Here is a 22,502-nt window from a genome sequence, read left to right on the forward strand (position 1 = left end):
TCGGAGGCGCTCGACGCCGATCAGCGCGCCCGGATCGGTGCGGCCGATACGTTCTTCATCGGTACCGGCGCGGGCGACATCGACGACGCACCGGCGGCCGCTCGAGGCTACGACGTGTCGCATCGCGGTGGGGCGCCGGGTTTCGTCCGCGTGACCGAGCAGGGAGGGCTGCAGATCCCGGACTATGCCGGCAACAACTTCTTCAACACCCTCGGTAATCTGATCCGCAATCCGCGCGTCGGGCTGCTGTTCGTCGACTTCCAGACAGGCGGGATGCTGCAGCTGACCGGTCGGGCACGCATCGATTGGACCCCGCGGAACCCGCACGATCCCAATGCCCGGCGACTGATCGAGGTGACGGTGGATCGGGTCGTGGATCGGCCGGGTGCGCTGGCGCTGCGCTGGCATCGCCCGGCCGGTGCACCGATGCGCCTGGCTGTCGTCGACAAGGTGATCGAAAGCGATCGCATCACCTCGTTCCATCTGGCGGATCCGGACAGCGGCGCGCTGGCGCCGTTCGATGCTGGCCAGCATCTGCCCATCGAGCTGGATATCCCGGATCACACGGGCCGGGTCGGCCGCAGTTATTCGTTGTCGGGCTCGCCCTCTGCGGGTAGCTATCGCCTGAGTATCAAGCGGGAGGATCACGGCCTGGCATCGCGTTTTCTGCACGACCGGGTCGACATCGGCGACTGGATCGAGGCGCGTCCGCCCTCGGGCGACTTCGTCCTGCCCGGCCGGCCCGGGCCGCTCGTGCTGGTGAGTGCCGGCGTCGGCATCACGCCCATGCTCGCGATGCTGCATGCCGTCGTAGCCGGCGCAGCGCCCGTCGGCCATCCGGTCTGGTTCGTGCACGGCACGCGCAACGGGGCGGCGCATGCCTTCCGGAGCGAGGTCGACGGGTTGATCGCCCGATCCGGCCGGGTGACCCGGCGTATCTTCTACAGCGCGCCCCGCGACAACGATACGTTGGGCGTCGACTACGACGCGCAAGGCCGCGTCACGGCCGGTGACCTGCTCGGCCTCGGCGCGGGGCCGAATGCGAACTATCTGCTCTGCGGTCCGGCCCGGTTCCTGGCCGATACGAGCGCTGGGCTGGAAGCCGGCGGTGTCGATTCGGATCGCATCGCGTTCGAGACCTTCGGCCCGGCGGGCTGAGGCTGTCGTAGCGCCGCCCGTGCCGACGGGTTCTCCGCCGATCGAACGGCACGGGCACTACGTGTGGTGTCGTCAGCGCCGGTCGTCTTACGCGGTTCGGCGGTTTGTATCGGTCGGGCCAGCCAGGTGTTCCAAGCGCCGCGCAGGCGTTGCGGGATGACATGTCACGCCGAGCGCTTGAAATCGAGTATCGAGCGCCTAGATAGAAAGAGAGTCGGCGCTGCTGTATATTCGAACAGCAACGACAACGATCGGCGCCAACCGACCGATCGGCCATTCATTACAAGACAGACGCGAAGCCGGCATCCGAGTGCCCGTACTTCTGCACCGCGCCGCGTGTCTGTGTCACTGAACGACAACTGGGCCCCCGTCAATACAACGCTTTGCAAAAGCGAGAATTACCCAGGAGAACAACAGTGGCTGAACAAGTTTTCGTCATCGATGATGACGACGCAATAAGAGAAACGCTGAAGGTCATCGTCGCCGGCGCTGGATACCGCGTGCGATGTTTCAGCAGCGCAGAACGATTTCTCGATGAACCGCGGGCCGCTCAGCGCGGCTGCGCCATCGTGGATATGAACCTGCCCGGTATCAGCGGACTGGAACTGCAGAAGCGGATCAGCTCGGCCGGTCTGGATCTGAGGACCGTATTTCTCACCGGCTACGGCACGATCGCTCTGGCGGTCGAGGCCATGCGCCTTGGTGCGACCAGCTTTCTGATGAAGCCGGCCGAACCCGATCGCCTGCTCGGTGAGCTCGAGCAGTGCGTGGGCTCGCGGAGTACGCGGGACGAGCGGCGCGAGCAGGCGATCGCTTATGCACAGCAGCTCCGATGCCTGACGCCGCGCGAAGCCGAGGTGGTCAGCGGCCTGGTCGTGGGGTTGTCGACGCGGCATGTCGCAAGCGCGCTTGGCATAAGCAAGCGCACGGCCGAGAGCCACCGGGCCAATCTGATGGAAAAACTCGGCATACGCTCGGTGGCGACGCTGACCCGCATGGCATTGCTGGCCCGTCCGTATCACAGTTTGCCGGTGTTCAGGGAAGTCGGGCGGTGCAGCTGACGCCGGCCGTATCCTGGCGCTGACGGTGGCTTGGCGGGTCGCGGGTCGGCGGCCTGCGTGAGGCCGGCCAGGCTGATCCGCATCGCCCGGTAGCGCGTGTTTGTACCGGACGCGTCGGGGCGATGACCTGTCGGCTCGCGGCTTGGCCCCAGGCGGGTCCGGCGGCGGTCAGGCACCGGTTCGAAAAAACGATCCGCTGATCGGACGGACGGTCTACCGTGGTTGCGCTGCATTTGCCTGCACTGGCCCGTGGCGTAACCCGGCCCCCCATCGATCGGGTAACAATGCTCGACAGCGTAATATATGCGGGCGCGGCCGAGCCGTGTTCGACCGTCAATTCTGGGTGGGCATGCGTACGAGCCCAGGCCGGAAGAGCAAACCCGCGGCGGGTTCGATCGCCGCGGGTTTGCCTGGCCGGTCTGAGTACCCGGCTATCGCTTAGGACGACCTATCCGTTGTGCGATCGCTGGGAGCCGGCGATGGTCGGTTCGCGTCATCGCGTGTGACGCGCCAAACGGCGTTGGTCAGATCGTCGGCCACGAGCACCGAACCATCGGGGGCGACGGTCACCCCGACCGGGCGGCCGCGCGTCTTGTTGTCTTCGGTCAGAAAGCCGGAGACGAAGTCGACCGGATCGCCGGCCGGCTGACCGTTGTCGAACGGGATGAACACGACCTTGTAACCGACCGGATCGCCGCGGTTCCAGCTGCCGTGCTCGCCGACGAACACGCCGTTGGCGAACTGGCCGCCCACCTGCGGGTTGGAGAACGCCACGCCCAGCGGTGCGTGATGTGACCCCAGACTGTAGTCCGGTGCGATGGCCGATTTCACCTTCTCGGAGTTCTGCGGCTTCACCCGCGGATCGACGTGTTGGCCCCAGTAGCTGTAAGGCCAGCCGTAGAAAGCACCGTCCTTGATGGTGGTCAGATAGTCCGGCACCAGGTTGGGGCCGAGTTCGTCGCGTTCGTTGGCGACCGCCCAGAGCTGGTCGGTGCCCGGCTGGAAAGTCAGCGCCGTGGGGTTGCGCACGCCCGTGGCATAGGCGCGATGCGCGCCGGTTTCGCGGTCGATCTCCCATATTTCGGCACGATCGACTTCCGCTTCCATGCCGCGTTCGGTGATATTGCTGTTGGAGCCGATGCCGACATACAGATGCTCGCCGTCCGGGCTGGCGGTCAGTGACTTGGTCCAGTGGTGGTTGATCTCGGCGGGCAGGGGCGTGACGAGTTCGGGCGCGCCGCTGGCCTCGAGCTGACCGGGTTCGTAGTCGAATCGGACCAGCGAGTCCTGATTGGCGACGTACAAGTCGTTGTCGACCAAGGCCAGGCCGTAGGGCGCGTTGAGCCCGTCGGCGAACACGGTCTGTTTTTCATAGGTGCCGTCGCCATCGCTGTCGCGCAGCAGGGTCAGGCGGTCGCCGCCCTTGACCGACGTGGTGCCCTGCGACTTGATGATGCCGGCGATAAAGTCCTTGGGCCGTTTCTTCGGCGCCTCGCCGCCGCCCTTGCCTTCGGCGACCAGAATATCGCCGTTGGGCAGCACCAGCGTGTGGCGCGGCACCTTCAGATCGGTCGCGATCGCGGTGATCGTATAGCCCTCGGGCACGGTCGGTTTGGCGTCGTCCCACGCGGCGGGTTCGGGGATCGTCATGTTCGGCAGCAACCCGCGCTGCGGCTCGGGCAGGTTGGGGTTGGCGCCGAACTGCTGGTCGGCGTTCGCCGCATGGGCGGCACCGGCGGCCAGAACCATCGACAGGGCTGTGGCATGGACAATGTGGCGTGTTTTCATGACCGGCCTCCGGCGTTGGCACGAGAAAAACCGAGTAGCGAGGCCACACAGGCCAGCACGGCGACGACGATCGAAAGAATGAAGCCCGTGGGCATCATCGCCCAGGCGTCCCGGGCATGGATCAGCGCGTTGACGAAGCCGAGCACCCAGGTCACCAGCAATAACAGAAAGTACAGCGCATACGGACCGCGCCGCTCGGCCCGGAACAGGCCGATGAGTGCGCAGAGCATGGCAAGGCCCGTGAAGATGAGCGCACCGGCGATCAGCCACGAAGCAAACGTGCTCCAGATGATCAAATACGACGTCGCATAGGCATAGTCGCTCAAGGCGGCGCCGAGAAAGAGGGGAAAGCTGCCGGAAAGCAGCAAGGCATGAAGCGGATGGATTCCGCTTCGATCGGGTTGTCGGGCAATCGCGGTCAAAGTGAACTCCTGGATCGTGACGGGAAGCCCTGTCCTTCGGCCGGCGTGATGCCGGGAGGGGCGTTGGGCGGCAGTGTAAGGTATCTTTGATTACCTTGATGTGTATGTCGCAGGGAAGAGGTTGGCGCCGATTCTAAAGCCTGGCTAGCGGTAGAAACACGGGTTCCGTCGGAATGGCGCGCGGATCGATCTCGTAGCGCGGCCCGGTGGGTTGGAAATCGCGGTGTCTGCCGGCATTTTCGGGCTCGAATGTCAGGTCCGGGGCGGTTCTGCGCGGCGCGGGTCTTCCGAGCGGCGGCCGTGTTCGGTGTAAAATGAAGCCATCGATTCAGTCCGTGGCCATTAGGGCCGCGCCAAACGCGTTTCAACCGATGGCCAAACAAACGATTGCCGATATCCTGGCCGAATTGCTCATCCAGGCTGGCGTGAAGAACGTCTGGGGTCTGCCGGGCGATTCGCTCAACGGCTTTACCGAAGCACTGCGCAAGCGCGATGCGATCCGCTGGATCGGCGTGCGCCACGAAGAGGTGGCATCCCTGGCCGCCGCAGCCGAGGCGGACGCCCACGGCGGGCTGTCGGTCTGTGCCGGCTCCTGCGGTCCGGGTAATCTGCATCTCATCAACGGCCTGTTCGAGGCCCAGCGCGCCCACGTGCCGATGGTGGCGATTGCCGCGCAGATTCCCTCCAGTGAGATCGGGCTCGGGTATTTCCAGGAAACCCACCCGCAGAATCTGTTTGCCGAATGCAGCGACTACTGCGAGCTGGTCTCCAACCCCGCACAGATTCCGCAGGTGCTGGAAGCGGCGATGAGCAGTGCGATCGTCAATCGCTCGGTGTCGGTGATCGTGCTGCCGGGGGATGTTGCACTGGCCGATGCGCCCGAGCATTCGCTGGCCTGGCATCCGCCGGTGCGTCCGACCATAGTGCCGCCGACCGATGCGCTCGACGTGTTGGCCGGCCATATCAACAAGGCGAAGAAGATCACCATTCTCGGCGGCTATGGCTGCGAGGGTTATCACGACGACGTGCTCGCCTTTGCCGAGCGCATCAAGGCGCCGATCGTGCACGCGCTGCGCGGCAAGCAATCGCTGGAATACGACAACCCGTTTGATGTCGGCATGACCGGGTTGATCGGATTCTCCTCCGGCTACCACGCCATGCGCGAATGCGATCTGCTCGTCATGCTGGGCACCAACTTCCCCTATCGCGAGTTCTTCCCCGAGCACGGCAATATCGTACAGATCGATATCCGCGGCTCGCATCTGGGCCGGCGCTCGCCGCTGGCCATGGGCCTGGTGGGCGATATCGGCCCCACGCTGGCCGCGCTCATTCCCAAGCTGGAAGAAAACACCAGCACCAAGTTTCTGGATTCATGCCAGGCGCATTACAAGAAAGCCCGAGAGAATCTGGACGATCTGGCCACCCCGCGCGAGGGCGACGAACCGCTACACCCGCAATACCTCACCGCCCGCGTTTCCGCGCTGGCGCACGACGACACCGTGTTCACCGCCGATGTCGGCACGCCCACCGTCTGGGCCGCCCGCTATATCCGCATGACAAAAGAGCGCCGCCTCACCGGCAGCTTCATGCACGGCTCCATGGCCGTTGCCGTGCCGGCCGCGATGGGCTGGCAGGTCGCCTATCCGCAGCGCCAGGTTGTGGCCCTGGCCGGCGACGGCGGCGTGACCATGCTCATGGGCGATCTCATCACGCTGGCCGCGGAAAAGCTGCCGGTGAAGGTCGTCGTCTACAACAACGAAACGCTCGGCTTCGTCGCCATGGAGATGAAAGCGGCAGGCTATGTCGATGCCACCACCGATATTCCACGGGTGGATTTCGCCAAGCTCGCCGAATCGCTCGGCATTCGCGGCATCCAGGTCACCGCGTCGGCCGATCTGGACGAAGCACTCAAGCAGGCCTTCGAACATGACGGCCCGGTGGTCGTGGACGTACGCACCGCCAAGCAGGAACTGTCGATGCCGCCGAAGATCGAGGCCAAGCAGGCGCGCGGGTTTTCGCTATACATGCTGCGCGCGGTGATGAGCGGGCGGGGCGACGAAGTCGTCGAGCTCGGCAAGACGAACTGGTGGGGCCGCTGACCACGGCGATCCGGTTCGGCTGAGCCACCGACGCGACGGCCGCGGCTCGCTCGGCCTATATCGCATGCGCACAATGCCGTTTGCAGGCGCGGGCCGCGAACGGCGCCCACTTCACCACCGCAGGGGTAATCCGGCATGGCGTTATCAGCCCTTTATCTGGCGGCGTTGGAAGGCTATGCGTATCTGCTGGGAATCATGGCGGTGGCCAACCTCATTCCGCCCCTGCCCGCCGAGGCAACGATCCCCTTCGCCGCGGCCCTGTTCGATGACCACGGCCTGCGTGTGCCCGGCGCGATCGGGGCGGCCGCGCTCGGCCTCGTGCTCGGCACATTGCCGCTTTATTATCTGGGGCGGCTGGCCGGGGAGACGCGCGTCAAACGGTTTCTCGTCGGCCGCGGCCGCTGGCTGCTGATCGAGCCCGCCGACATCGACCGCTCCGGCCGATGGTTTCGCCGCTACGGCGGCGTCCTGGTCGTCGCGGGTCGTCTCATCCCCGGCATGCGGTCGATGATCTCTCTGCCCGCCGGTTTTCACCGCATGCCGTTCGGCCGTTTTCTTGTATTCACGGTCATCGGCTCCACGCTATGGGCCACCGCGCTCGTGCTGGTTGGTCATTGGCTGGCGCACGCATGGCTGGGCGTCACCTCGCTCCGCGTCGGGCTTGCGTTGCTATGCATCGCCGTCGTGCTCTACCTCGTCCGGCTCGTTCGCCTGCTTAACGCGCGGGCCGATCAAAGCTGAACCGCGAGCGGCGTTCTGTGGAAGCAGGTGCTGCATGCGTGTATGGATATCCTCGGCTCGAATCACCCGACCTACGAGATCCAGACGTTTCCGCGGCGGAGTCTGCTGCGCGACGTGCCCAACCCGATGTTCTATCGGCTCGAAGCCGATATGAATGTCGAGCTAGACGACCTGTTGCACGGCTCGCTCAGCCCGCTGACATCCGACGATCAATTCGATATGAGAGCCGGCAGCGGCGGGCTCTGGACGATCGACCATTTCAATAGTGACGCGGCGCCGGAAAACTGCTTTTATGGTCATGGCAGATGCGGCGGCTCGACCGGTCGGTGGGTACTGTCCGACGCAGCGATCGGCGTGCCGGAGCCGCAATCCCAGCTATTGACCGGCTTGGCGTGCATCGCCGCCTTCGGCGTGCGGGGCACCGGGGTGCCAGATAGCCGACTGCAGCACGGCGCGCCGGGCGAGAGCGACGACGAGTGCAGTAAAACGATAAATCAGCTGAATCTTGAAGGATGCTGAACTTGTACGGGGGATAGGTGATGGTGGCTGTTCGATTGATATTCATCGCGAGCCTGCTGTTCGCCTGCGGTTTCACGCCGCCGGAGGGAGGGAATATCGAGGACCGCCCCAATGCCGCGCCGCCGACGGGCAGGGATTTGATCGTAGGCGTCTGGACTTGGACGCTTCCAAGCAATGGCTGTAACGAGGTCTATCGTTATTATGCTGACGGTAAGCTTGCAGTGATCAGTGGTGAAGAGGTGGTGCTGGGCAACTATCAGATCGCAGCTCAGCCGAATGAGTCCGGTCGCTACAAGCTCACTGACACGATTCGTGTCGACCACCCTGGCATCGACTGTGCCGGCCAGAACGTGGATCTCGCCGGTGACTCGGCTACGATCTATATCCGCTTTCACGAATCCGGCAACGCTTACTGGCCCATGTATTCGCCGTCCGGCGATTCTGGCTTCGGGCCGCTGTTTAGAGTTGCCCACTAAGCGGCTGTCAAACGACAGACGGCCGATCGGTGTGAGTGCCTAGTAACTAGGCAGGGCGATCACTGGCAAGCACGCTTACTGTTGGGCGGATCATTCGATCCTCGCATCCTCGGTGCCTGGACACGCCTCGGATCTTCCTTGGGCCGGACGGTGCAACGCGTTGGTGCGGACCGGTAGAAAGTCGGTGCGAATTGTTTGTCGGTGAAATTGACAGTACCTTCGCCTGAAACGGGCGATAAAAAAGCCCGCTGGAGCGGATATCCGATTGTGTACCTGACCGGTTCCGCAGTCGCCGAACAGTTAGGCCTGTCGGGAAACCTTACACAGGGGCGGGTTGCGGCGCGTTGTCGTCACGTGTCGCACGCTGCCCGGGCAGCGGAACAAATATTGCTTCACGGACACCTTCAAAACAATAGAAGGGGGATGTCATGAAGCGATTGGTCTCAGGGGTACTGTTCTTCTTGTCCGTTACGGCGGCTCACGCCAGCGTGACTTACGAGTGGCAGGCACTCAGCGGTACGGACGACTTCACGACCACAAGCGGAGAACTCGTCGTGACGACGGCGGCATATCGGGCCGGGGGCCTGGTTGCCAACGATACCATCGACTATTACGGGAGCCCCTATGGCGCTCGCTCGGGCGGAAGCGCCGTGCTGCATGCCCGTCTGGATATCCTTGGCTCCAATGGTTGGACTTACCGAATTCAGGCGTATCCGCGGCAAAGTCTGCTTAGCGGCGTGGGCAATCCGATGTTCTATTCGCTTCAAGCCGATATGAATATCGAGCGTGAGCAGGCCATGCTCAGTGGCTCGCTCAGTCTGTTGACGGTGGAAGACGAATTCAGTATGAGCGCCGGTAGCGACGGCCTTTGGACGATCGACTACTTCAACAGCGATGGAGCGCCCGAGAATTGCTTTGTGGGGCGATGCGGCGGTGCGACCGGTCGGTGGGTACTGTCCGACGCAGCGATCGGCGTGCCGGAGCCGCAATCCCTGCTATTGACCGGCTTGGCGTGCATCGCCGCCTTCGGCGTGCGGCGTCGTCTCAGCGCACGCACGCCTTCAGCCGGGGTCGACGCTGCGTGAGGACGATGGGGCGGCCGGGAGCCGCCCCGTCAGCAACGGACGGGGTCAGGTCCTGCCTTGGCGCACACTGGAAGACTCGGCCTGGCTCGCTGTGATCCGCTTGCCGGCGTGGCTAACTCGGGCATTGTCCCGGGTCGCGGAATTCAGCAATTGGGGTAGCGGTACGTCGGCGCGCTGGCTCGCCGCGTGTCGGCTGTTTTTGTCGCGGCTGTCCAGGCACCTAACGTCGCGCGTGCCGCGTCTTTACCGGCCGACTCAGTCGGCGGCCGGCCAGTCTCCACCGAGTGCCGTTGTCAGTTGACGGGCTTCTTCGACGAGCACGTCCGACATCCAGGCGACGGCGTCGTCGTCGAAGCAGGCGCGCGGGCCGGATAGCGACAGGGCGCCGACAAACAGCCCGTGGGCGGCGAACACCGGCGCGGCGACGGCGGCACAGGACGGGTCGCGCTCGCCGGTGGAGCGGAACAGCAGTGGTGTTTCGCTGTCCAGTGCCTGGCCAGACAACGGGTGGAAATGCTGGATGACCTTGGCCGGTGCTCCGTGCGAAAGCGGCAATAAATCGCCTGTCTTTACGTTGTCGAGAATCGAGTGGTGAGAATTCACTCGGAACAGGCACAGGCGTTGCCGGTCGTTGTAGCGCATATGAAACGATGCGCTCTGGGTGTCGCGTTCGACCAGCCGGTGCAGGGTCGCCAGGACATGCTCCTCGAGCTGGTGGCTGGCGTCGTAGGCGCGCCCCAGCCGGAAGGCCAGCGGACCCAGCTCGTAGCGCAGGTCCGGGCGCTGAACGATCAGGGCCGCACGTTCCAGCGACACGATCAGGCGCAGGATCGTGCTCTTGTAAAAACCGGTGACGCGCGACAGCTCGGATAGCGAGGGGGACTCGCTTGCGCTTTCGACAGCGGTCAGGATCTGCAGCGCGCGATCGACGGCCGCCACGCCGCCGGACGCGCTGGATCTGGATTCGGTCGCGGCGGGGCGGGGCGTCGTCAAGCGGTCAGTCTTCCTCGAATAACAGGCTGATAGCCGGGGCGTACTTGTCGCCGTGGCCGGCGGCGATCGCACGATCGAAAGTATCGATCAGATTACGGGCGCCGCAGGCATCCACGCCGACCTGTTCGGCCAGAGCCACTGCATAGCTTATGTCCTTGCGTGCATAGGATACCGGGAATGCCTTTTCAGGGAAGGATTGCGGCAGGATCGCTTTGCGGCCGTGGTTGGCCAGCGCGAAGCTGTCGGCCGAACCGCTGGCCAGTGCGTCGAACAGGACCGTCGGATCGATGCCCGCGCGCTGGCCGATCGCGCGGGCCTCCGACAATGCCAGCACGGTCTCGTACAGCACCATGTTGTTGAGAATCTTGACGATCTGGCCGGTGCCGATGTCGCCCGCATGGCGTATATCGCTGGCGAAATGAGCGATCAGCGGTTGGATGGTCGTGAAGATCTCCGGCTTGGCGCCAACCGGCATGGCCAGCGTGCCGGCCTCGGCCGCGGCCCGGGTGCGCATGACCGGCGCATCGGCGAAATCCACGCCGCGCTCGGCCAGGGCCGCTGCGACTTCGCGGGTGATATCCACGGGCGAGGTGCTCAAATCGACCACGAGCTGGCCGGCTTGCAGGCGATCGATCAGCCCGTCGTCGCCCATGACCACCTCGCGGACGATCTCGCCCGAGGGGAGCGACAGGAAGATGATGTCGGCCTGCCTGGCGATGGTGGCGTAATCGGCGGTAACCGCGCCCGCGGCTTCCAACCGGGCCAGCGGCGCGCTGTCGTTGTCGGCCACGAGCACGCGGGCGCCGCTTTTTTCGACCAGATGACGGCACATGGGCTCGCCCATGACGCCGACGCCAATAAAACCGAGAGCACGATCGTTCGAGCGGGAATCGTCTGCTTGCATCATAAATCTCCTCGAATGCGGTGGGGAGCCGGCAGTCAGCCGGCAGCGGTCGTTTAGCGGGCAGGGGTATCCAGCTGCCAGTACAGGGCCTTGCTCTGCTGGTACAGGCGTACACCCGACAGCCCCTTCTCGCGGCCGATACCACTGTCCTTGAAGCCGCCGAATGGGGTAGCGATCGACAGCTGCTTGTAGGTGTTGATCCAGACCGTGCCGGCTTCGATGGCACGGGCCACGCGCCATGCTCTTCGGTAGTCGGCGGTCCAGATACCGGCGGCCAGGCCGAATGCCGTGTCGTTGGCCTGCGCCACGAGATCGGCCTCGTCGTCGAACGCCAGCACGCACAGCACCGGGCCAAAGATTTCCTCGCGCACCGGCGTGGCCTGGTTGGGCAGGTCGGTGATCACGGTGGGCTGGTAGAAAGCGCCGTTTTCGAGCCGCTTTTCGCTCGGTCTCCGGCCGCCGGTGGCGATGCAGCCGCCTTCGCGCCGGGCCGTTTCGATCATCTGTTCGATGCGACCACGCTGTGCAAAGCTGGCGATCGGACCCATCTGGGCGCCGTCGGTATCGGGCAGGTCGACGCGGATTCCTTCGGCATGCGCGACCAGGCGCTCGAGCACGGTGTCGTATACGCGACGCTGGACGAATAGACGCGAGCCGGCCACACAGGATTGCCCGCTGCCTTCGAAAATGCCGCCGGCGACGCCGGCGACGGCCGCATCCAGATCGGCATCGTCGAAAATGACGTGTGGCGATTTGCCGCCGAGCTCCAGGCCGACCGGGATCAGGCGTTCGGCGGCCACGCTGGCAATCGCCCGGCCGCTGGCAGTCCCCCCGGTGAACGACACCATGCGGACATCGCGATGGGCGACCAGAGCGCGGCCGGCGACCGCGCCCGTACCGGGGATGACGTTGAGCACGCCGGGCGGCAAGCCCGCCTCGCGGGCGATGCGTGCGACCACCAGCCCGACCGACGGCGTGATCTCCGAGGGCTTGAGGACTACGGCATTGCCCGCGGCCAGCGCCGGCGCGATCTTCTGCGCCTCCATGGTCATCGGCGAGTTCCAGGGCGTGATGGCAGCCACCACGCCATAGGGCTCGTAGACCGTCATCGACAGATAATCGCCGCGCGCCGGGGTGACCTCCGAGCCCAGCGTCTCACAGGCGGCGGCGAAATAGCGGTATACCGCGGCTGCGGCGGCCACCTGAGCCTGGCATTCGCGCCAGACCTTGCCGTTCTCGAGCATCTGCAGTGTCGCCAGTTCCTCGGCGTTGGCTTCGATCCCGTCGGCGATCCGCTGCAGGATGCGCGCGCGCTTGTGCGGTAGCAGGTCACGCCACGCCGGTTGCCGGACTGCCTCATGCGCGGCTGCAACCGCGGCGTTCACATCGGTCTCGGTCGCCGCCGAGACGTGGTAGTTGACGGCGCCGGTGGCCGGATTGATCGATTCGAGCGCATCCGCGCTGCGGGTGATCCATTCGTCGCCGATCAGCATCGGCTTGATGAGGTCGGGGTCGGCAGTCATTGGCATCTCCTTTTGGGCAGCCCGTGCAGCAGCGCCATCCAGGTTGCGAGTTCTTCTACTTTGGTATCAGTTGGTCTGCAAAACAGAACGATCGGTCTGTCTGGTGGTATGGTTGGCGAGCCAGCCGTGCTTGTCAAGCACTCTCAATGAACGCGGCTGGGTCGTTATATCAACCGAATCAGATAATTAGATGATTTCGGCTGATGAGTGAGACACAAACCGGCAGGGAACAGGACATGGGCGATCGAGAAATCTTCGAGGTGTATGCCATTCGCTATGCCTCGATGGCACGTGCACCCGGCGCCAACTTCATCGGCGGCGACCCCCACGACGGCGCCGACGACATGGATTTCTTCGTCTGGGTTGCGCGCTCGGACCAGCGCGTGCTGGTCATCGACACCGGCTTTGACCGCGCCACGGCCGAGCGGCGCAAGCGCAATTTTCTGCGCTGTCCGAGCGAGGGCCTGGCGATGCTCGGCATCGACCCTGATGAAGTTCGCACCGTCATCCTTACCCACCTGCACTACGACCACGCGGGCAATCTCGGGTTGTTCGGGCGCGCCGAGTTCGTGATCCAGGACAGCGAGATGGCGTTCGCCACCGGTCGGCACATGCGCCACGGGTTCTTGCGGCATGCCTACGACGTAGAAGACATCGTCGATCTGGTGCGTTCGGTGCACGCCGAGCGCGTGCGCTTCGTCGACGGCCAGGCCACGCTGTGTCCCGGCGTCGAAGTGCATCTTGTCGGGGGGCACTGCGCCGGGCTGCAGGTCGTCCGCCTGTGGACCCGGCGCGGTTGGTTGGTGCTCGCCTCCGATGCGACCCACTACTACGCCAATCTCGAGACCGGCCGACCGTTTCCGATCGTATTCGACGTCGGTCAGATGCTGGCCGGCCACGAACGGCTGCGCGAGCTCGCCGATGCGCCCGAGCTGATCGTGCCGGGCCACGACCCCGAGGTCATGAGCCGCTACCCGGCGCCCGATGCGGCCAGCGCGGGCGCCATCGTGCGTCTGGACTAGACGCGGTGCGCAACACACACCGACCACGCCATACCAGGAACAACCAACGGAGACCAAGATCGTGAGTCAACCCTCCAACAGGCTGCACGACCGGGCGATGATGCGCCGGGTCATGACGGCGAGCTTCATCGGCACGACGGTAGAGTTCTACGACTTCTTCCTCTACGGCACCGCCTCGGCGCTGGTGTTCAACCATCTGTTCTTTCCACAGTTCTCGGATCTGGCCGGTACCATCGCCGCGTTCGGCGCGTTCGCTGCCGGATTCGTTGCGCGCCCGATCGGCGGCCTGATCTTCGGGCATTTCGGCGATCGGGTCGGGCGCAAGACAATGCTCATTTACAGCCTCGTTGGCATGGGTGTCGCAACGGCCGCGATCGGCCTGCTGCCCACCTACGAGCAGGCGGGATTGCTCGCTCCGACCCTGCTCGTGGCCTGCCGGCTCGTCCAGGGCCTGGCCGTGGGCGGCGAGTGGGGCGGGGCCGTGCTCATGGCGGTAGAGCACGCCCCAGACAACCGGCGCGGACTGGCCGGGAGCTGGACCCAGGCCGGAGCCCCGGCGGGCCTCGTACTGGCGACCGGCGCCTTCGGGCTGTTTTCGCTGCTGCCGGCCGACGATTTCATGAGCTGGGGCTGGCGCTTGCCGTTCATCTTCAGCGCGCTGCTGGTCGTGCTCGGGCTGGTCATCCGGCTCAAGATGGCCGAATCGCCCGAGTTCGAGGCTGTGCGCAAGTCCGGGCAGCAATCCCGGCAACCCCTGATCGATGTCTGGAAGCGGCATCCGCTGAATATCGCGCTGGCGGCCGGCGCGTGCCTGGCGCCGTTCGTGAATTTCTACTTCTTTGCCGTGTTCATCCTGACCTACGCCACACAGACACTCGGCATGGCTCGCGGCCCGGTGTTGACGATCGTGGCGATCGCCTCGGCCATCGAGGTCGTGACCATTCCGCTGGTGGCAGCGCTGTCTGACCGGCTCGGGCGGCGACGAGTCTTTCTGTTCGGTGCCGTGCTGTTCGGACTCTATGCCTATCCCTTCTTCTGGATCAGTACCACCAGTGGCTCGCCTCTGGTGCTGGGTGTACTGGCGGTCATCGGCCTGAGCCTGGTGCATCCGTTCATGTACGGGCCGATGGCCGCGCTGTTCGCCGAGATGTTCTCGCCGGCCGTTCGCTATAGCGGCGCGTCGCTCGGCTACCAGATCGGGGCGATTCTGGGCGGCGGGTTTGCGCCCATGATCATGGCTTATCTGCTCAACACCGGTGTCGGCGCCACGCAGGCGCTCGCGCCGTATCTGGTGATCGTGAGTGTGCTGACCTTCGTGTCGGTGTACTTCGCGACCCAACCCGGCCGGCGTTTGGAGTTCGGGCAGATCAGCTCGTCATCGGACGACAGGTGATGTATCCATGCGATGCCGAGCATGCTCGCCGCTGGCATGGCGCCTGTGCCAGCGACGCCGAACTGAGAGATCTCTCGGCGGCCGCAGAGATCGCGTTCTGCGTCGCTTCGGGTGCCCAGCGGCTAACTTTTGTCTTCCGCGAAGGGCGATACGCGGGCGGCGAGGGTGTCGAGGCGCCGGCGTTCACTCTGGTGGCCGACGCGACCGACTGGGCGCGGTTCTTTCGGCCGGTGCCGCCGCCGGCCTATCAGAACTTCTTCGGCATGCGGATGCGCGTGGGTTCGGCCCGTGTCGAAGGCAGCGAGCTGGCCATGGCGCAGCACGCGCATCTAGTGCGGCGGGTGCTGGAGATCGGCCGCGAGACGCTGGGCGGCACATGCATCGAGCCGGATCCGCCACGGCGTTCTAAAACGCATCTGCGCGCGGGCTATGTCGAGATCGGCATCGACGGCCAGCCGGTGGATGTCTTTTACGAATCGGCCGGTACCGGGCCGGACGTGCTGTTGCTGCATACCGCGGGCGCGGATGGGCGGCAATATCAGGACTTGATGTCCGATACGCAACTCACCCAGCGCTGTCGCCTCACGGCATTCGATCTGCCGGGGCACGGACGTTCGGACCCATGGCCAGGCGTCGCGCCGGGGGCCTATGCCCTGACCACCGAGCGCTATGCGCAGACCATTCTGGCGGTCATGGATGCGCTGAAGCTCCAGCGGCCGGTGGTCAGCGGCTCTTCGATGGGGGGCGAGATCTGTCTCGAGATGGCCTATCGGGCAGCGGCTCGGCTATCGGGCGTGATTGCCTGCGAGGCGAGCGATCATGTGCCGGGTCGAGCCACGCCCTGGGCCCGGCATCCGCGTATCAATCAGAGCCTGTTCGTTCCCGAGTGGGTCGACGGCCTGATGGCGCCGCAAAGCCCCATAGCGTGTCGAAAGAAAGTCTGGTGGGGCTATTCACAGGGCGGTTATGCCACGTTTGCCGGCGATATCGACTTCTATACAGGCGACTGGGACGGCCGCGATCGCGTGGCGGCCATCGATACCCGAGCATGCCCGGTAGTGATGATGACCGGCGAATACGACTACTCCTGTACACCCGCCATGTCGCAGGCTACAGCGGACAAGATACCGGGCGCCGTGTTCTGGTCGATGCCCTGTCTGGGGCATTTCCCCATGACGGAGAATCCGTCACGCTTTGCCGTGCACTTCAACCGCGCACTCGACCTCCTGGGGGTATGAGGCGCGCTGGATCATGGAGGTGTGCGCGAAGCCGCTCTCGGCGTGTTATCGGCTGCGTTTGTCCGTCGCGCCCATCTATCCCGCCCGATGCCCAGTTCGTAACGCACGTGAAGCCCGATTGCCAGAACGGTAAGCTCACGCCAGGTTTTGCGAATAAGACTTCATGAGTATCTGGCGAGTTGTCTTGGGGATTGTATGTCTGTCGGTGGCCGGTTGGGCACAGGCCGACGACCAGTGGACCGTGGTGGTCGCCGACGTCGACCACACAGGCCAGCCGACAACGACGGCTGTATGGCAGCTGCCGGAGATGGCCGACGACCCGATTCTCTGTAATGAGCTGGCAGACACTTTCACCCACAAGCCGTTTGAGGATCGCGATCTGACGGGCCGCTGCGTACGTACGGACGCCGTGGTCACGCGGCCGGACAAGGATATGCCGCCTGACAAGCGAACGGTGCTGGCGGTTGCGTTTCACGGGCAAGAAGACGCATCGATCGCCGCCTATCCGACAATCGAGGTCTGCCGCGCCAATATCCAGTCATCGGTTGCGACCTGGTGCGGGGAGGTCCGTCAGCGGCTTGTCCAGGCCAGCGATCGAGCCAGCGAGACTCAACCTACGGGGTGGAATGACGTGTCGCCGGCCGTCTCTCGTTGAGGGAAAAGCCTCATTTGAGATGTACGCGCGCCGACTATACTGGTGTGACATTCTTCATCCTCTCTGGAGAACCGCATGACCGATACTCAGGTCGAAGACACTCGCCCCACGCCAGACCCGGCCGAGCACAACGCCTTTTTTCCCTCCCCGTATTCGCTGAGCCAGTTTACGACGCCGAAATCGGACCTGGACGGTGCCGATTATCCGAACCCCTATACGGGCGGTCGCTTGAAGGTATTGATGATCGGTGCGGACGAGCGATATCTGCCGACCGCCAACGGCACATTGTTTTCGACCGGTAACCATCCCGTGGAGACGCTTGTGCCGATGTACCATCTCGATAAGGCCGGGTTCGTCTTCGATGTGGCGACGCTGTCGGGCAACCCGGTGAAGTTCGAGCATTGGGCGATGCCCTTGGAGGACGCCGAAGTCCAGGGGTTTTTCGACGAGTATCTGGAGCGCTTTCGGCGCCCGCTCAAGCTTGCCGATGTGCTCGAACGGGGGCTGGACGACGATTATGTCGCGGTCTTCATTCCCGGCGGCCACGGTGCCTTGATCGGCTTGCCTGACAGTGCGGACGTCAAGCGCGTGCTCGAATGGGCTCATGACAACGACAAATTCCTGATTTCGCTGTGCCATGGGCCGGCCGCGTTCCTTTCGGTCGGCGATAGCGACATGTATCGCGGATACAGTATCTGCGCGTTCCCGGATTCGTTGGACGCCAAGACACCGGATATGGGTTACATGCCTGGTCACCTGACCTGGCAATTCGGCGCCCGTTTGAAAGACCTCGGCTTCGAGATCGTCAACGACGATATTTCGGGGGCGACCCATCGGGACCGCAAACTGTTGACCGGTGATAGTCCGCTGGCTGGTAATGCGCTCGGCAAGCTGGCAGCGCGGGCTCTGCTCGACGAGGTCGCGAACGGGTGAGGCCGGCCGATAGCGCTTTCGACACGGTCGTGGCCATCGAGCGCAGCGGCACGCTGGCCGCGATCCAGGATGGCGTACGCCGCTTTGCTGCGCCGTTCGGCTACGACCGTTTCGTCCTGTTTTCGGCGACCGCCGCACGGGACGAAGTGGTCGAGCAGATTTATTGGGTAGAAGGCGATTGGTTCGGCAACGGTGAGCCCGTCGACGCCGACATGTATGTTCGCCACTGTCCGTTGACGCGACATGTTCTCGAAACCAGAGAGCCGTTTTTCTGGACAAAGGACGACGGCGACAATGGGGAGCGATTCCGGGTGGTGGATGGGCCCCGCGGCCCGGGCATTCACGGCGTGCAGGTGCCGGTGTTCGGTCCGCGGGGGCTCGAAGGTGCAATGAGCCTGGGCGGAGAACAGATCGATGCGTCTGCGCATGTTCGCCTGGCCGTTTCCATGGTGGCGGCCGCGGCATTCGTCACCGCGCGTCGCCTGCTCGAAGCGCCGGCCGAGCTGTCGACCGGCCCTCTGTCGGATCGTGAAAAGCAGGTGCTCGCATGGACCGCTGCCGGGCGACGCCAGGCCGATGTAGCAGCGACACTGGGTCTGTCGGAGCGGACAGTGGAAAATCATCTGCGCCGGATACGCCAGCGTCTGGGCGCCGCCACCACCGCGGAGGCGATCCGGGTGGCCATACGCAACGGCGATCTGGCCAGCTGATCTCGCGGACGGCCCTACGCCGGTTCGCGACGATCGCCGTCGAGCGTATCGGTCAGAAAATCCTGATCGGCAAAATGCTCGGCGAGATAGTCGATCAGCAGGCGCACGGCTGGCAGCAAACCACGCCGCGATGGGAAGACGGCCTGAACCACGCCCGTGCGGGGCGTCCAGCCCGGCAGGGCATCCACGAGCGTGCCGGCAGCGATATCCTGACCGCCGACCAGCATTGGCAGCTGCACCACGCCCAGGCCCGCGAGCGCGGCACGGCGAAGGCTGATCAGATCGTCGGTCACCAGACGTGGCCGATGGTCGATTTGCGTGCTTGTGCCTGCCGGGCCATCCAGGCACCACGTATGGGTGGGCCCGGGCCGCGTCCAGTCAAGCGAAGGCAGACCCTGCAGATCGCCCGGCACCGCGGGTTGCCAGTAGCGCTCGAACAACGACGGCGCCGCCATGAGCCGCTGGGGACTGCGTGAGAGCATGCGCACCTTGAGCTCGCTGTCTTCAAACGGCGGGAAGCGAACGCGGATGGCCAGATCGAAGCCCTCGCGAATGACGTCTACGCGCCGGCCCGAGGCCTCGAGTTCGATCCGTACGCCCGGATAGCGTTGCATGAAAGCCGACAGATACTCGGCCACCACGAAACACAACAGCCCCGGCGGACAACTCACGCGGATCAGCCCGCGCGGTTCGGCGATCGAACGGTCGATCGTCGCCTGGGCGGCCTGGGCCTCGACCAGCATCGCCGCGCAATGTTCGTAATACGCCTGGCCGAGTTCGGTCACGGTCAGGCTGCGTGTGCTGCGATGGATGAGTACCACGCCCAGCCGTGTCTCCAACTGAGCCAGGCGACGGCTGAGCTTGGATTTCGGTACGCCGATCGCACGCCCGGCCGCGGCGAAGCCGCCGTGCTCGACCACTTGAACGAAGTAGAACAGATCGTTGAGGTCCTGCATCCGATCGTTTCATGGATGAGACGGTGCGTTCGATTCTAGCGCTCTAATCGGCCGAGCGTTACAGGCATAGGATAGCCGGTATTGATCATCAAGGCCGACCGCTTCGGCAGGAGATCGTCATGAAACAGGTCACAGGCATCTATACCGCACCGCGAGGCCATTGGGTCGGCGATGGATTCCCCGTACGTTCGCTGTTCACCTACGATCGGATGGGCGCGCATCACGTGACGCCGTTTCTGATGCTCGATTATGCGGGTCCGCACGACTTCACGCCGACGGATCGGCGCCGCGGCGTTGGCGCACACCCGCATCGCGGTTTCGAGACCGTGACCATCGTCTACGACGGCGAAGTCGAGCATCGCGATTCGTCCGGCGGGGGCGGGATCATCGGCCGGGGCGATGTGCAGTGGATGACCGCCGGCAACGGCATCGTCCACGAGGAGTTCCATTCGCCGGCATTCATGCGGCGCGGCGGGCGTTTCGAGGTGGTACAGCTGTGGGTGAATCTAGCGGCGGCGAACAAGGCCGCAGCGCCCGGCTACCAGTCGATCAAGGCGGCAGACATTCCGTCGGTCGAACTCGACGAAGGCGCCGGACGGCTGGCGGTGATCGCGGGCGACTATGGGCATGCCCATGGTCCGGCGCGCACGTTCAGCCCGATCAACGTATGGGATGTGCGTATGCGCCGCCACGGGGCGACCACGCTCACCGTCCCGGAAGGGCACACGAGCCTGGTCGTGGTGCTCAGCGGCACGGTAGGTATCAACGCCGACAAGATCGTACGGGATGCCGAGCTGGTCGTGTTCGAGCGCGAAGGCGAAAACATCCTTCTGGAGGCCAACAACGATGCCAAGTTGCTGGTGTTGACCGGCGCGCCGATCGACGAGCCCGTGGTCGGCCACGGGCCGTTCGTGATGAACACGGAACGCGAGATCCGCGAATCGATCGACGGTTTTCGGCAGGGTCTGTTCGGCAAAGCGTCGTGAGCGGTTCGTTTCGCATGGTCTGATCCAGGCTCGAACAGCGGGTCGGGCGCGGTTACCCGATCTGCCTTCCCCAACCGCACCGGAGGTGCGCTATGTCCTATATCTACAGACGACTCGACAAGAACGATGTGACGCTGCTCCTGGTCGATCACCAGGCGGGCCTGCTCTCACTGGTACGCGATTTCGGCCCGGACGAGTTCAAGAACAACGTGCTGGCACTGGTCGATATCGCAAAGTTCTTCGAACTGCCGACGATTCTGACCACGAGTTTCGAGGATGGGCCGAATGGGCCACTGGTGCCGGAGCTCAAGCAAGCGTTTCCTGACGCGCCCTATATCGCGCGCCCGGGCCAGATCAACGCCTGGGATAACGAGGATTTCGTACAGGCGGTACAGGATACCGGCAGAAAACAGCTGTTGATCGCCGGCGTGGTCACCGACGTCTGCGTGGCGTTCCCGGCCCTGTCGGCGATCGAGGCCGGCTACGACGTGTTCGTGGTTACCGATGCCTCGGGTACATTCGACCGAACCGTACGCGATGCGGCCTGGAACCGTATGGCACAGGCGGGCGTCCAACTCATGAACTGGTTTTCTGTCGCCGGCGAACTGCACCGCGATTGGCGCAACGATATCGAAGGCTTCGGCGGCATTCTGGCCAGTCATCTGCCGCACTACTCGAACCTGATTCAGAGCCGCGACGCGGCGATCGGCGATTGATGAGGGCAGAGACGGGTACCTACCGGCGGCAGGGCAGTACCATGGTCTGCCGGCGGCCCGGATTGTACCGCGGCCCGCTCGGTTGCCGAAGAACGGGTCGAAGCCGGATCAGAATGAAGCACGTCGCCCCTGGATACGCGCGGCGGCGGCAACAGGGAAGCCGTTCATGAGCAATACCGAAACCGATCCCAGTTTGTACGAATCTCTCGAATGCCCGGTGACCGATGGGCATCGGCTCATCCAGCATCTGGCAGCACGAACCGCGGACGTCGGTGGAATTCCCGTAAGCCGGCTCATGCCGCAACGGGGCCGGCGCATGATCGGTGCCTGGTGTTTCCTGGATCACGCCGGACCGGCCGTGTTCTCGTCCGACAGCCAGGGGCTCAAGGTGGGCCCGCATCCGCATACCGGCCTCCAGACCTTCACCTGGATGCTGGCCGGCGAGATCCTGCACCGCGACAGTCTGGGCAGCGAACAGATCGTGCGTCCCGGCGAAGTCAATCTGATGACGGCCGGATACGGCATCGCGCATACCGAGGCGTCGCTGGCCGGGGAGTCTGAGCTGCACGCAGCCCAGCTGTGGATCGCTCTGCCGTATGCCGATCGCAATACCGTGCCTCGTTTCGACCACTATCCCGATCTGCCGCGCTGGCAGGAGCAGGGGGCGGAGATCGTCTTGCTGGTCGGGCGTTTGCACGGCCACGCTGCACCCACGTTGGCTTTTTCGCCGCTGGTTGGGGCTGACCTGTTCGCAGCCGCCGAGACCAGCGTCCAGATCGGGCTTCAGGCAAGCTACGAATACGGCGTGCTCGTACTCGAAGGTCGAGCAGCGATCGGTCGGGATTCGTTCGAGCCCAACGAGCTGGCTTATCTCGGCGGGGGCCAAGAGCGGATCACGATCGAGTTGGCGCCCGGCGCGCGCGTGCTTGTTCTGGGCGGCGAGCCGCTTGATGACGATATCTTCATCTGGTGGAACTTCGTTGGCCACAGCCGCGAGGACATTGCCCGGGCCCAGCGACAGTGGGAACTGCACGACGACCGGTTCGGCGATGTCCGCGGTTTCGATGGACCGCGCTTGATGCCCCCGCCGATTCCGTGGCGCACGCGGCGCTGATCGACACGGC

The 22,502-nt window shown here is 64.4% G+C and carries 22 protein-coding genes; 16 read left to right on the top strand and 6 right to left on the bottom strand.

What is annotated here, in order from left to right:
* Both T31B1_RS14735 and T31B1_RS14740 read left to right on the top strand, forming a co-directional pair.
* The coding region (locus T31B1_RS14735) for an FAD-binding oxidoreductase (RefSeq protein ID WP_353250288.1) at positions 1-1,158 on the top strand (1,158 nt) is incomplete at its 5' end.
* 416 nt (positions 1,159-1,574) lie between these two features.
* Positions 1,575-2,219, top strand: coding sequence for a response regulator transcription factor (locus T31B1_RS14740; protein WP_353250289.1), 645 nt, complete (start codon positions 1,575-1,577; stop codon positions 2,217-2,219).
* A gap of 438 nt (positions 2,220-2,657) precedes the next feature.
* On the opposite strand, the gene T31B1_RS14745 is transcribed toward T31B1_RS14740, so the two are convergent.
* Both T31B1_RS14745 and T31B1_RS14750 read right to left on the bottom strand, forming a co-directional pair.
* Positions 2,658-3,968 carry a PQQ-dependent sugar dehydrogenase gene (locus T31B1_RS14745; RefSeq protein ID WP_502951019.1) on the bottom strand — a complete coding sequence of 437 codons (1,311 nt, stop codon included), beginning with the start codon at positions 3,966-3,968 and terminating at the stop codon, positions 2,658-2,660.
* A 35-nt stretch (positions 3,969-4,003) separates the two neighbouring features.
* Positions 4,004-4,429: a DUF2231 domain-containing protein gene (locus tag T31B1_RS14750; RefSeq protein WP_353250291.1), complete on the bottom strand. Its 426-nt coding sequence runs from the start codon at positions 4,427-4,429 to the stop codon at positions 4,004-4,006.
* Positions 4,430-4,800: 371 nt separating this feature from the next.
* Between T31B1_RS14750 and poxB the strand changes: the two genes are divergently transcribed.
* From poxB to T31B1_RS14775, 5 genes are all read left to right on the top strand, one after another.
* The gene (gene poxB / locus T31B1_RS14755) at positions 4,801-6,528 is read left to right on the top strand and encodes a ubiquinone-dependent pyruvate dehydrogenase (protein ID WP_353250292.1); all 1,728 of its coding nucleotides are present in this window, start codon (positions 4,801-4,803) and stop codon (positions 6,526-6,528) included.
* Between the two features lie 165 nt (positions 6,529-6,693).
* Positions 6,694-7,269: a DedA family protein gene (locus tag T31B1_RS14760; RefSeq protein ID WP_353250293.1), complete on the top strand. Its 576-nt coding sequence runs from the start codon at positions 6,694-6,696 to the stop codon at positions 7,267-7,269.
* A gap of 42 nt (positions 7,270-7,311) precedes the next feature.
* Positions 7,312-7,788: a hypothetical protein gene (locus T31B1_RS14765; RefSeq protein WP_353250294.1), complete on the top strand. Its 477-nt coding sequence runs from the start codon at positions 7,312-7,314 to the stop codon at positions 7,786-7,788.
* A 20-nt stretch (positions 7,789-7,808) separates the two neighbouring features.
* Positions 7,809-8,264, top strand: coding sequence for a hypothetical protein (locus tag T31B1_RS14770; protein ID WP_353250295.1), 456 nt, complete (start codon positions 7,809-7,811; stop codon positions 8,262-8,264).
* Between the two features lie 428 nt (positions 8,265-8,692).
* Positions 8,693-9,349 (top strand): PEP-CTERM sorting domain-containing protein, encoded by a 657-nt coding sequence (locus T31B1_RS14775; RefSeq protein ID WP_353250296.1) that lies wholly within the window; start codon positions 8,693-8,695, stop codon positions 9,347-9,349.
* Positions 9,350-9,604: 255 nt separating this feature from the next.
* On the opposite strand, the gene T31B1_RS14780 is transcribed toward T31B1_RS14775, so the two are convergent.
* Genes T31B1_RS14780 through T31B1_RS14790 form a run of 3 tightly spaced genes read right to left on the bottom strand, consistent with a single transcriptional unit; the run spans position 9,605 to position 12,769 of the window.
* Entirely contained in the window at positions 9,605-10,342 is a 738-nt protein-coding gene (locus T31B1_RS14780; protein ID WP_353250297.1) for a helix-turn-helix domain-containing protein, read from the bottom strand.
* A gap of 4 nt (positions 10,343-10,346) precedes the next feature.
* A complete protein-coding gene (locus T31B1_RS14785; RefSeq protein ID WP_353250298.1) occupies positions 10,347-11,246 on the bottom strand; it encodes an NAD(P)-dependent oxidoreductase in 900 nt (299 codons plus the stop codon).
* A 53-nt stretch (positions 11,247-11,299) separates the two neighbouring features.
* Positions 11,300-12,769 (bottom strand): aldehyde dehydrogenase, encoded by a 1,470-nt coding sequence (locus tag T31B1_RS14790; protein ID WP_502951000.1) that lies wholly within the window; start codon positions 12,767-12,769, stop codon positions 11,300-11,302.
* A gap of 203 nt (positions 12,770-12,972) precedes the next feature.
* On the opposite strand from T31B1_RS14790, the gene T31B1_RS14795 reads away from it, so the two are divergent.
* The 6 genes from T31B1_RS14795 (at position 12,973) to T31B1_RS14820 (ending at position 18,720) form a co-directional block, all read left to right on the top strand.
* Positions 12,973-13,791: an N-acyl homoserine lactonase family protein gene (locus T31B1_RS14795; RefSeq protein WP_353250299.1), complete on the top strand. Its 819-nt coding sequence runs from the start codon at positions 12,973-12,975 to the stop codon at positions 13,789-13,791.
* A 61-nt stretch (positions 13,792-13,852) separates the two neighbouring features.
* A complete protein-coding gene (locus T31B1_RS14800; RefSeq protein WP_353250300.1) occupies positions 13,853-15,184 on the top strand; it encodes an MFS transporter in 1,332 nt (443 codons plus the stop codon).
* The gene (locus T31B1_RS14805) at positions 15,184-16,422 is read left to right on the top strand and encodes an alpha/beta fold hydrolase (protein ID WP_353250301.1); all 1,239 of its coding nucleotides are present in this window, start codon (positions 15,184-15,186) and stop codon (positions 16,420-16,422) included. The genes T31B1_RS14800 and T31B1_RS14805 overlap by 1 nt, the downstream gene beginning before the upstream one ends.
* Before the next feature lie 163 nt (positions 16,423-16,585).
* Entirely contained in the window at positions 16,586-17,077 is a 492-nt protein-coding gene (locus tag T31B1_RS14810) for a hypothetical protein (RefSeq protein ID WP_353250302.1), read from the top strand.
* 75 nt (positions 17,078-17,152) lie between these two features.
* Positions 17,153-18,010: a glyoxalase III HchA gene (gene hchA, locus T31B1_RS14815; protein ID WP_353250303.1), complete on the top strand. Its 858-nt coding sequence runs from the start codon at positions 17,153-17,155 to the stop codon at positions 18,008-18,010.
* Positions 18,007-18,720, top strand: a complete 714-nt coding sequence (locus T31B1_RS14820) for a PA1136 family autoinducer-binding transcriptional regulator (protein WP_353250304.1) — start codon at positions 18,007-18,009, stop codon at positions 18,718-18,720. The genes hchA and T31B1_RS14820 overlap by 4 nt, the downstream gene beginning before the upstream one ends.
* A 14-nt stretch (positions 18,721-18,734) precedes the next feature.
* Here T31B1_RS14820 and T31B1_RS14825 read toward each other — a convergent pair whose 3' ends face one another.
* Positions 18,735-19,676, bottom strand: a complete 942-nt coding sequence (locus T31B1_RS14825; RefSeq protein WP_353250305.1) for a LysR substrate-binding domain-containing protein — start codon at positions 19,674-19,676, stop codon at positions 18,735-18,737.
* 119 nt (positions 19,677-19,795) lie between these two features.
* Here T31B1_RS14825 and T31B1_RS14830 point away from each other — a divergent pair, with 119 nt between their 5' ends.
* From T31B1_RS14830 to T31B1_RS14840, 3 genes are all read left to right on the top strand, one after another.
* On the top strand, positions 19,796-20,662 hold the full coding sequence (locus T31B1_RS14830; RefSeq protein WP_353250306.1) for a pirin family protein: 867 nt from the start codon (positions 19,796-19,798) through the stop codon (positions 20,660-20,662).
* Between the two features lie 92 nt (positions 20,663-20,754).
* Complete coding sequence (gene ycaC / locus T31B1_RS14835; protein WP_353250307.1) at positions 20,755-21,378, top strand: isochorismate family cysteine hydrolase YcaC; 624 nt, start codon at positions 20,755-20,757, stop codon at positions 21,376-21,378.
* A gap of 166 nt (positions 21,379-21,544) precedes the next feature.
* Complete coding sequence (locus T31B1_RS14840) at positions 21,545-22,492, top strand: pirin family protein (protein ID WP_353250308.1); 948 nt, start codon at positions 21,545-21,547, stop codon at positions 22,490-22,492.
* Positions 22,493-22,502: the final 10 nt, after the last annotated feature.

Source organism: Salinisphaera sp. T31B1, from assembly GCF_040361275.1.
GTDB lineage: Bacteria > Pseudomonadota > Gammaproteobacteria > Nevskiales > Salinisphaeraceae > Salinisphaera.

Bases quoted from the DNA above. Each gene is read 5' to 3' on its own strand.
- T31B1_RS14745 (WP_502951019.1), bottom strand. From the start codon at position 3,968: ATGGTTCTGGCCGCCGGTGCCGCCCATGCGGCGAACGCCGACCAGCAG.
- poxB (WP_353250292.1), top strand. From the start codon at position 4,801: ATGGCCAAACAAACGATTGCCGATATCCTGGCCGAATTGCTCATCCAG.
- T31B1_RS14765 (WP_353250294.1), top strand. From the start codon at position 7,312: ATGGATATCCTCGGCTCGAATCACCCGACCTACGAGATCCAGACGTTT.
- T31B1_RS14770 (WP_353250295.1), top strand. From the start codon at position 7,809: ATGGTGGCTGTTCGATTGATATTCATCGCGAGCCTGCTGTTCGCCTGC.
- T31B1_RS14775 (WP_353250296.1), top strand. From the start codon at position 8,693: ATGAAGCGATTGGTCTCAGGGGTACTGTTCTTCTTGTCCGTTACGGCG.
- T31B1_RS14785 (WP_353250298.1), bottom strand. From the start codon at position 11,246: ATGCAAGCAGACGATTCCCGCTCGAACGATCGTGCTCTCGGTTTTATT.
- T31B1_RS14790 (WP_502951000.1), bottom strand. From the start codon at position 12,769: ATGACTGCCGACCCCGACCTCATCAAGCCGATGCTGATCGGCGACGAA.
- T31B1_RS14795 (WP_353250299.1), top strand. From the start codon at position 12,973: ATGAGTGAGACACAAACCGGCAGGGAACAGGACATGGGCGATCGAGAA.
- T31B1_RS14805 (WP_353250301.1), top strand. From the start codon at position 15,184: ATGTATCCATGCGATGCCGAGCATGCTCGCCGCTGGCATGGCGCCTGT.
- T31B1_RS14810 (WP_353250302.1), top strand. From the start codon at position 16,586: ATGAGTATCTGGCGAGTTGTCTTGGGGATTGTATGTCTGTCGGTGGCC.
- hchA (WP_353250303.1), top strand. From the start codon at position 17,153: ATGACCGATACTCAGGTCGAAGACACTCGCCCCACGCCAGACCCGGCC.
- T31B1_RS14825 (WP_353250305.1), bottom strand. From the start codon at position 19,676: ATGCAGGACCTCAACGATCTGTTCTACTTCGTTCAAGTGGTCGAGCAC.
- T31B1_RS14830 (WP_353250306.1), top strand. From the start codon at position 19,796: ATGAAACAGGTCACAGGCATCTATACCGCACCGCGAGGCCATTGGGTC.
- ycaC (WP_353250307.1), top strand. From the start codon at position 20,755: ATGTCCTATATCTACAGACGACTCGACAAGAACGATGTGACGCTGCTC.
- T31B1_RS14840 (WP_353250308.1), top strand. From the start codon at position 21,545: ATGAGCAATACCGAAACCGATCCCAGTTTGTACGAATCTCTCGAATGC.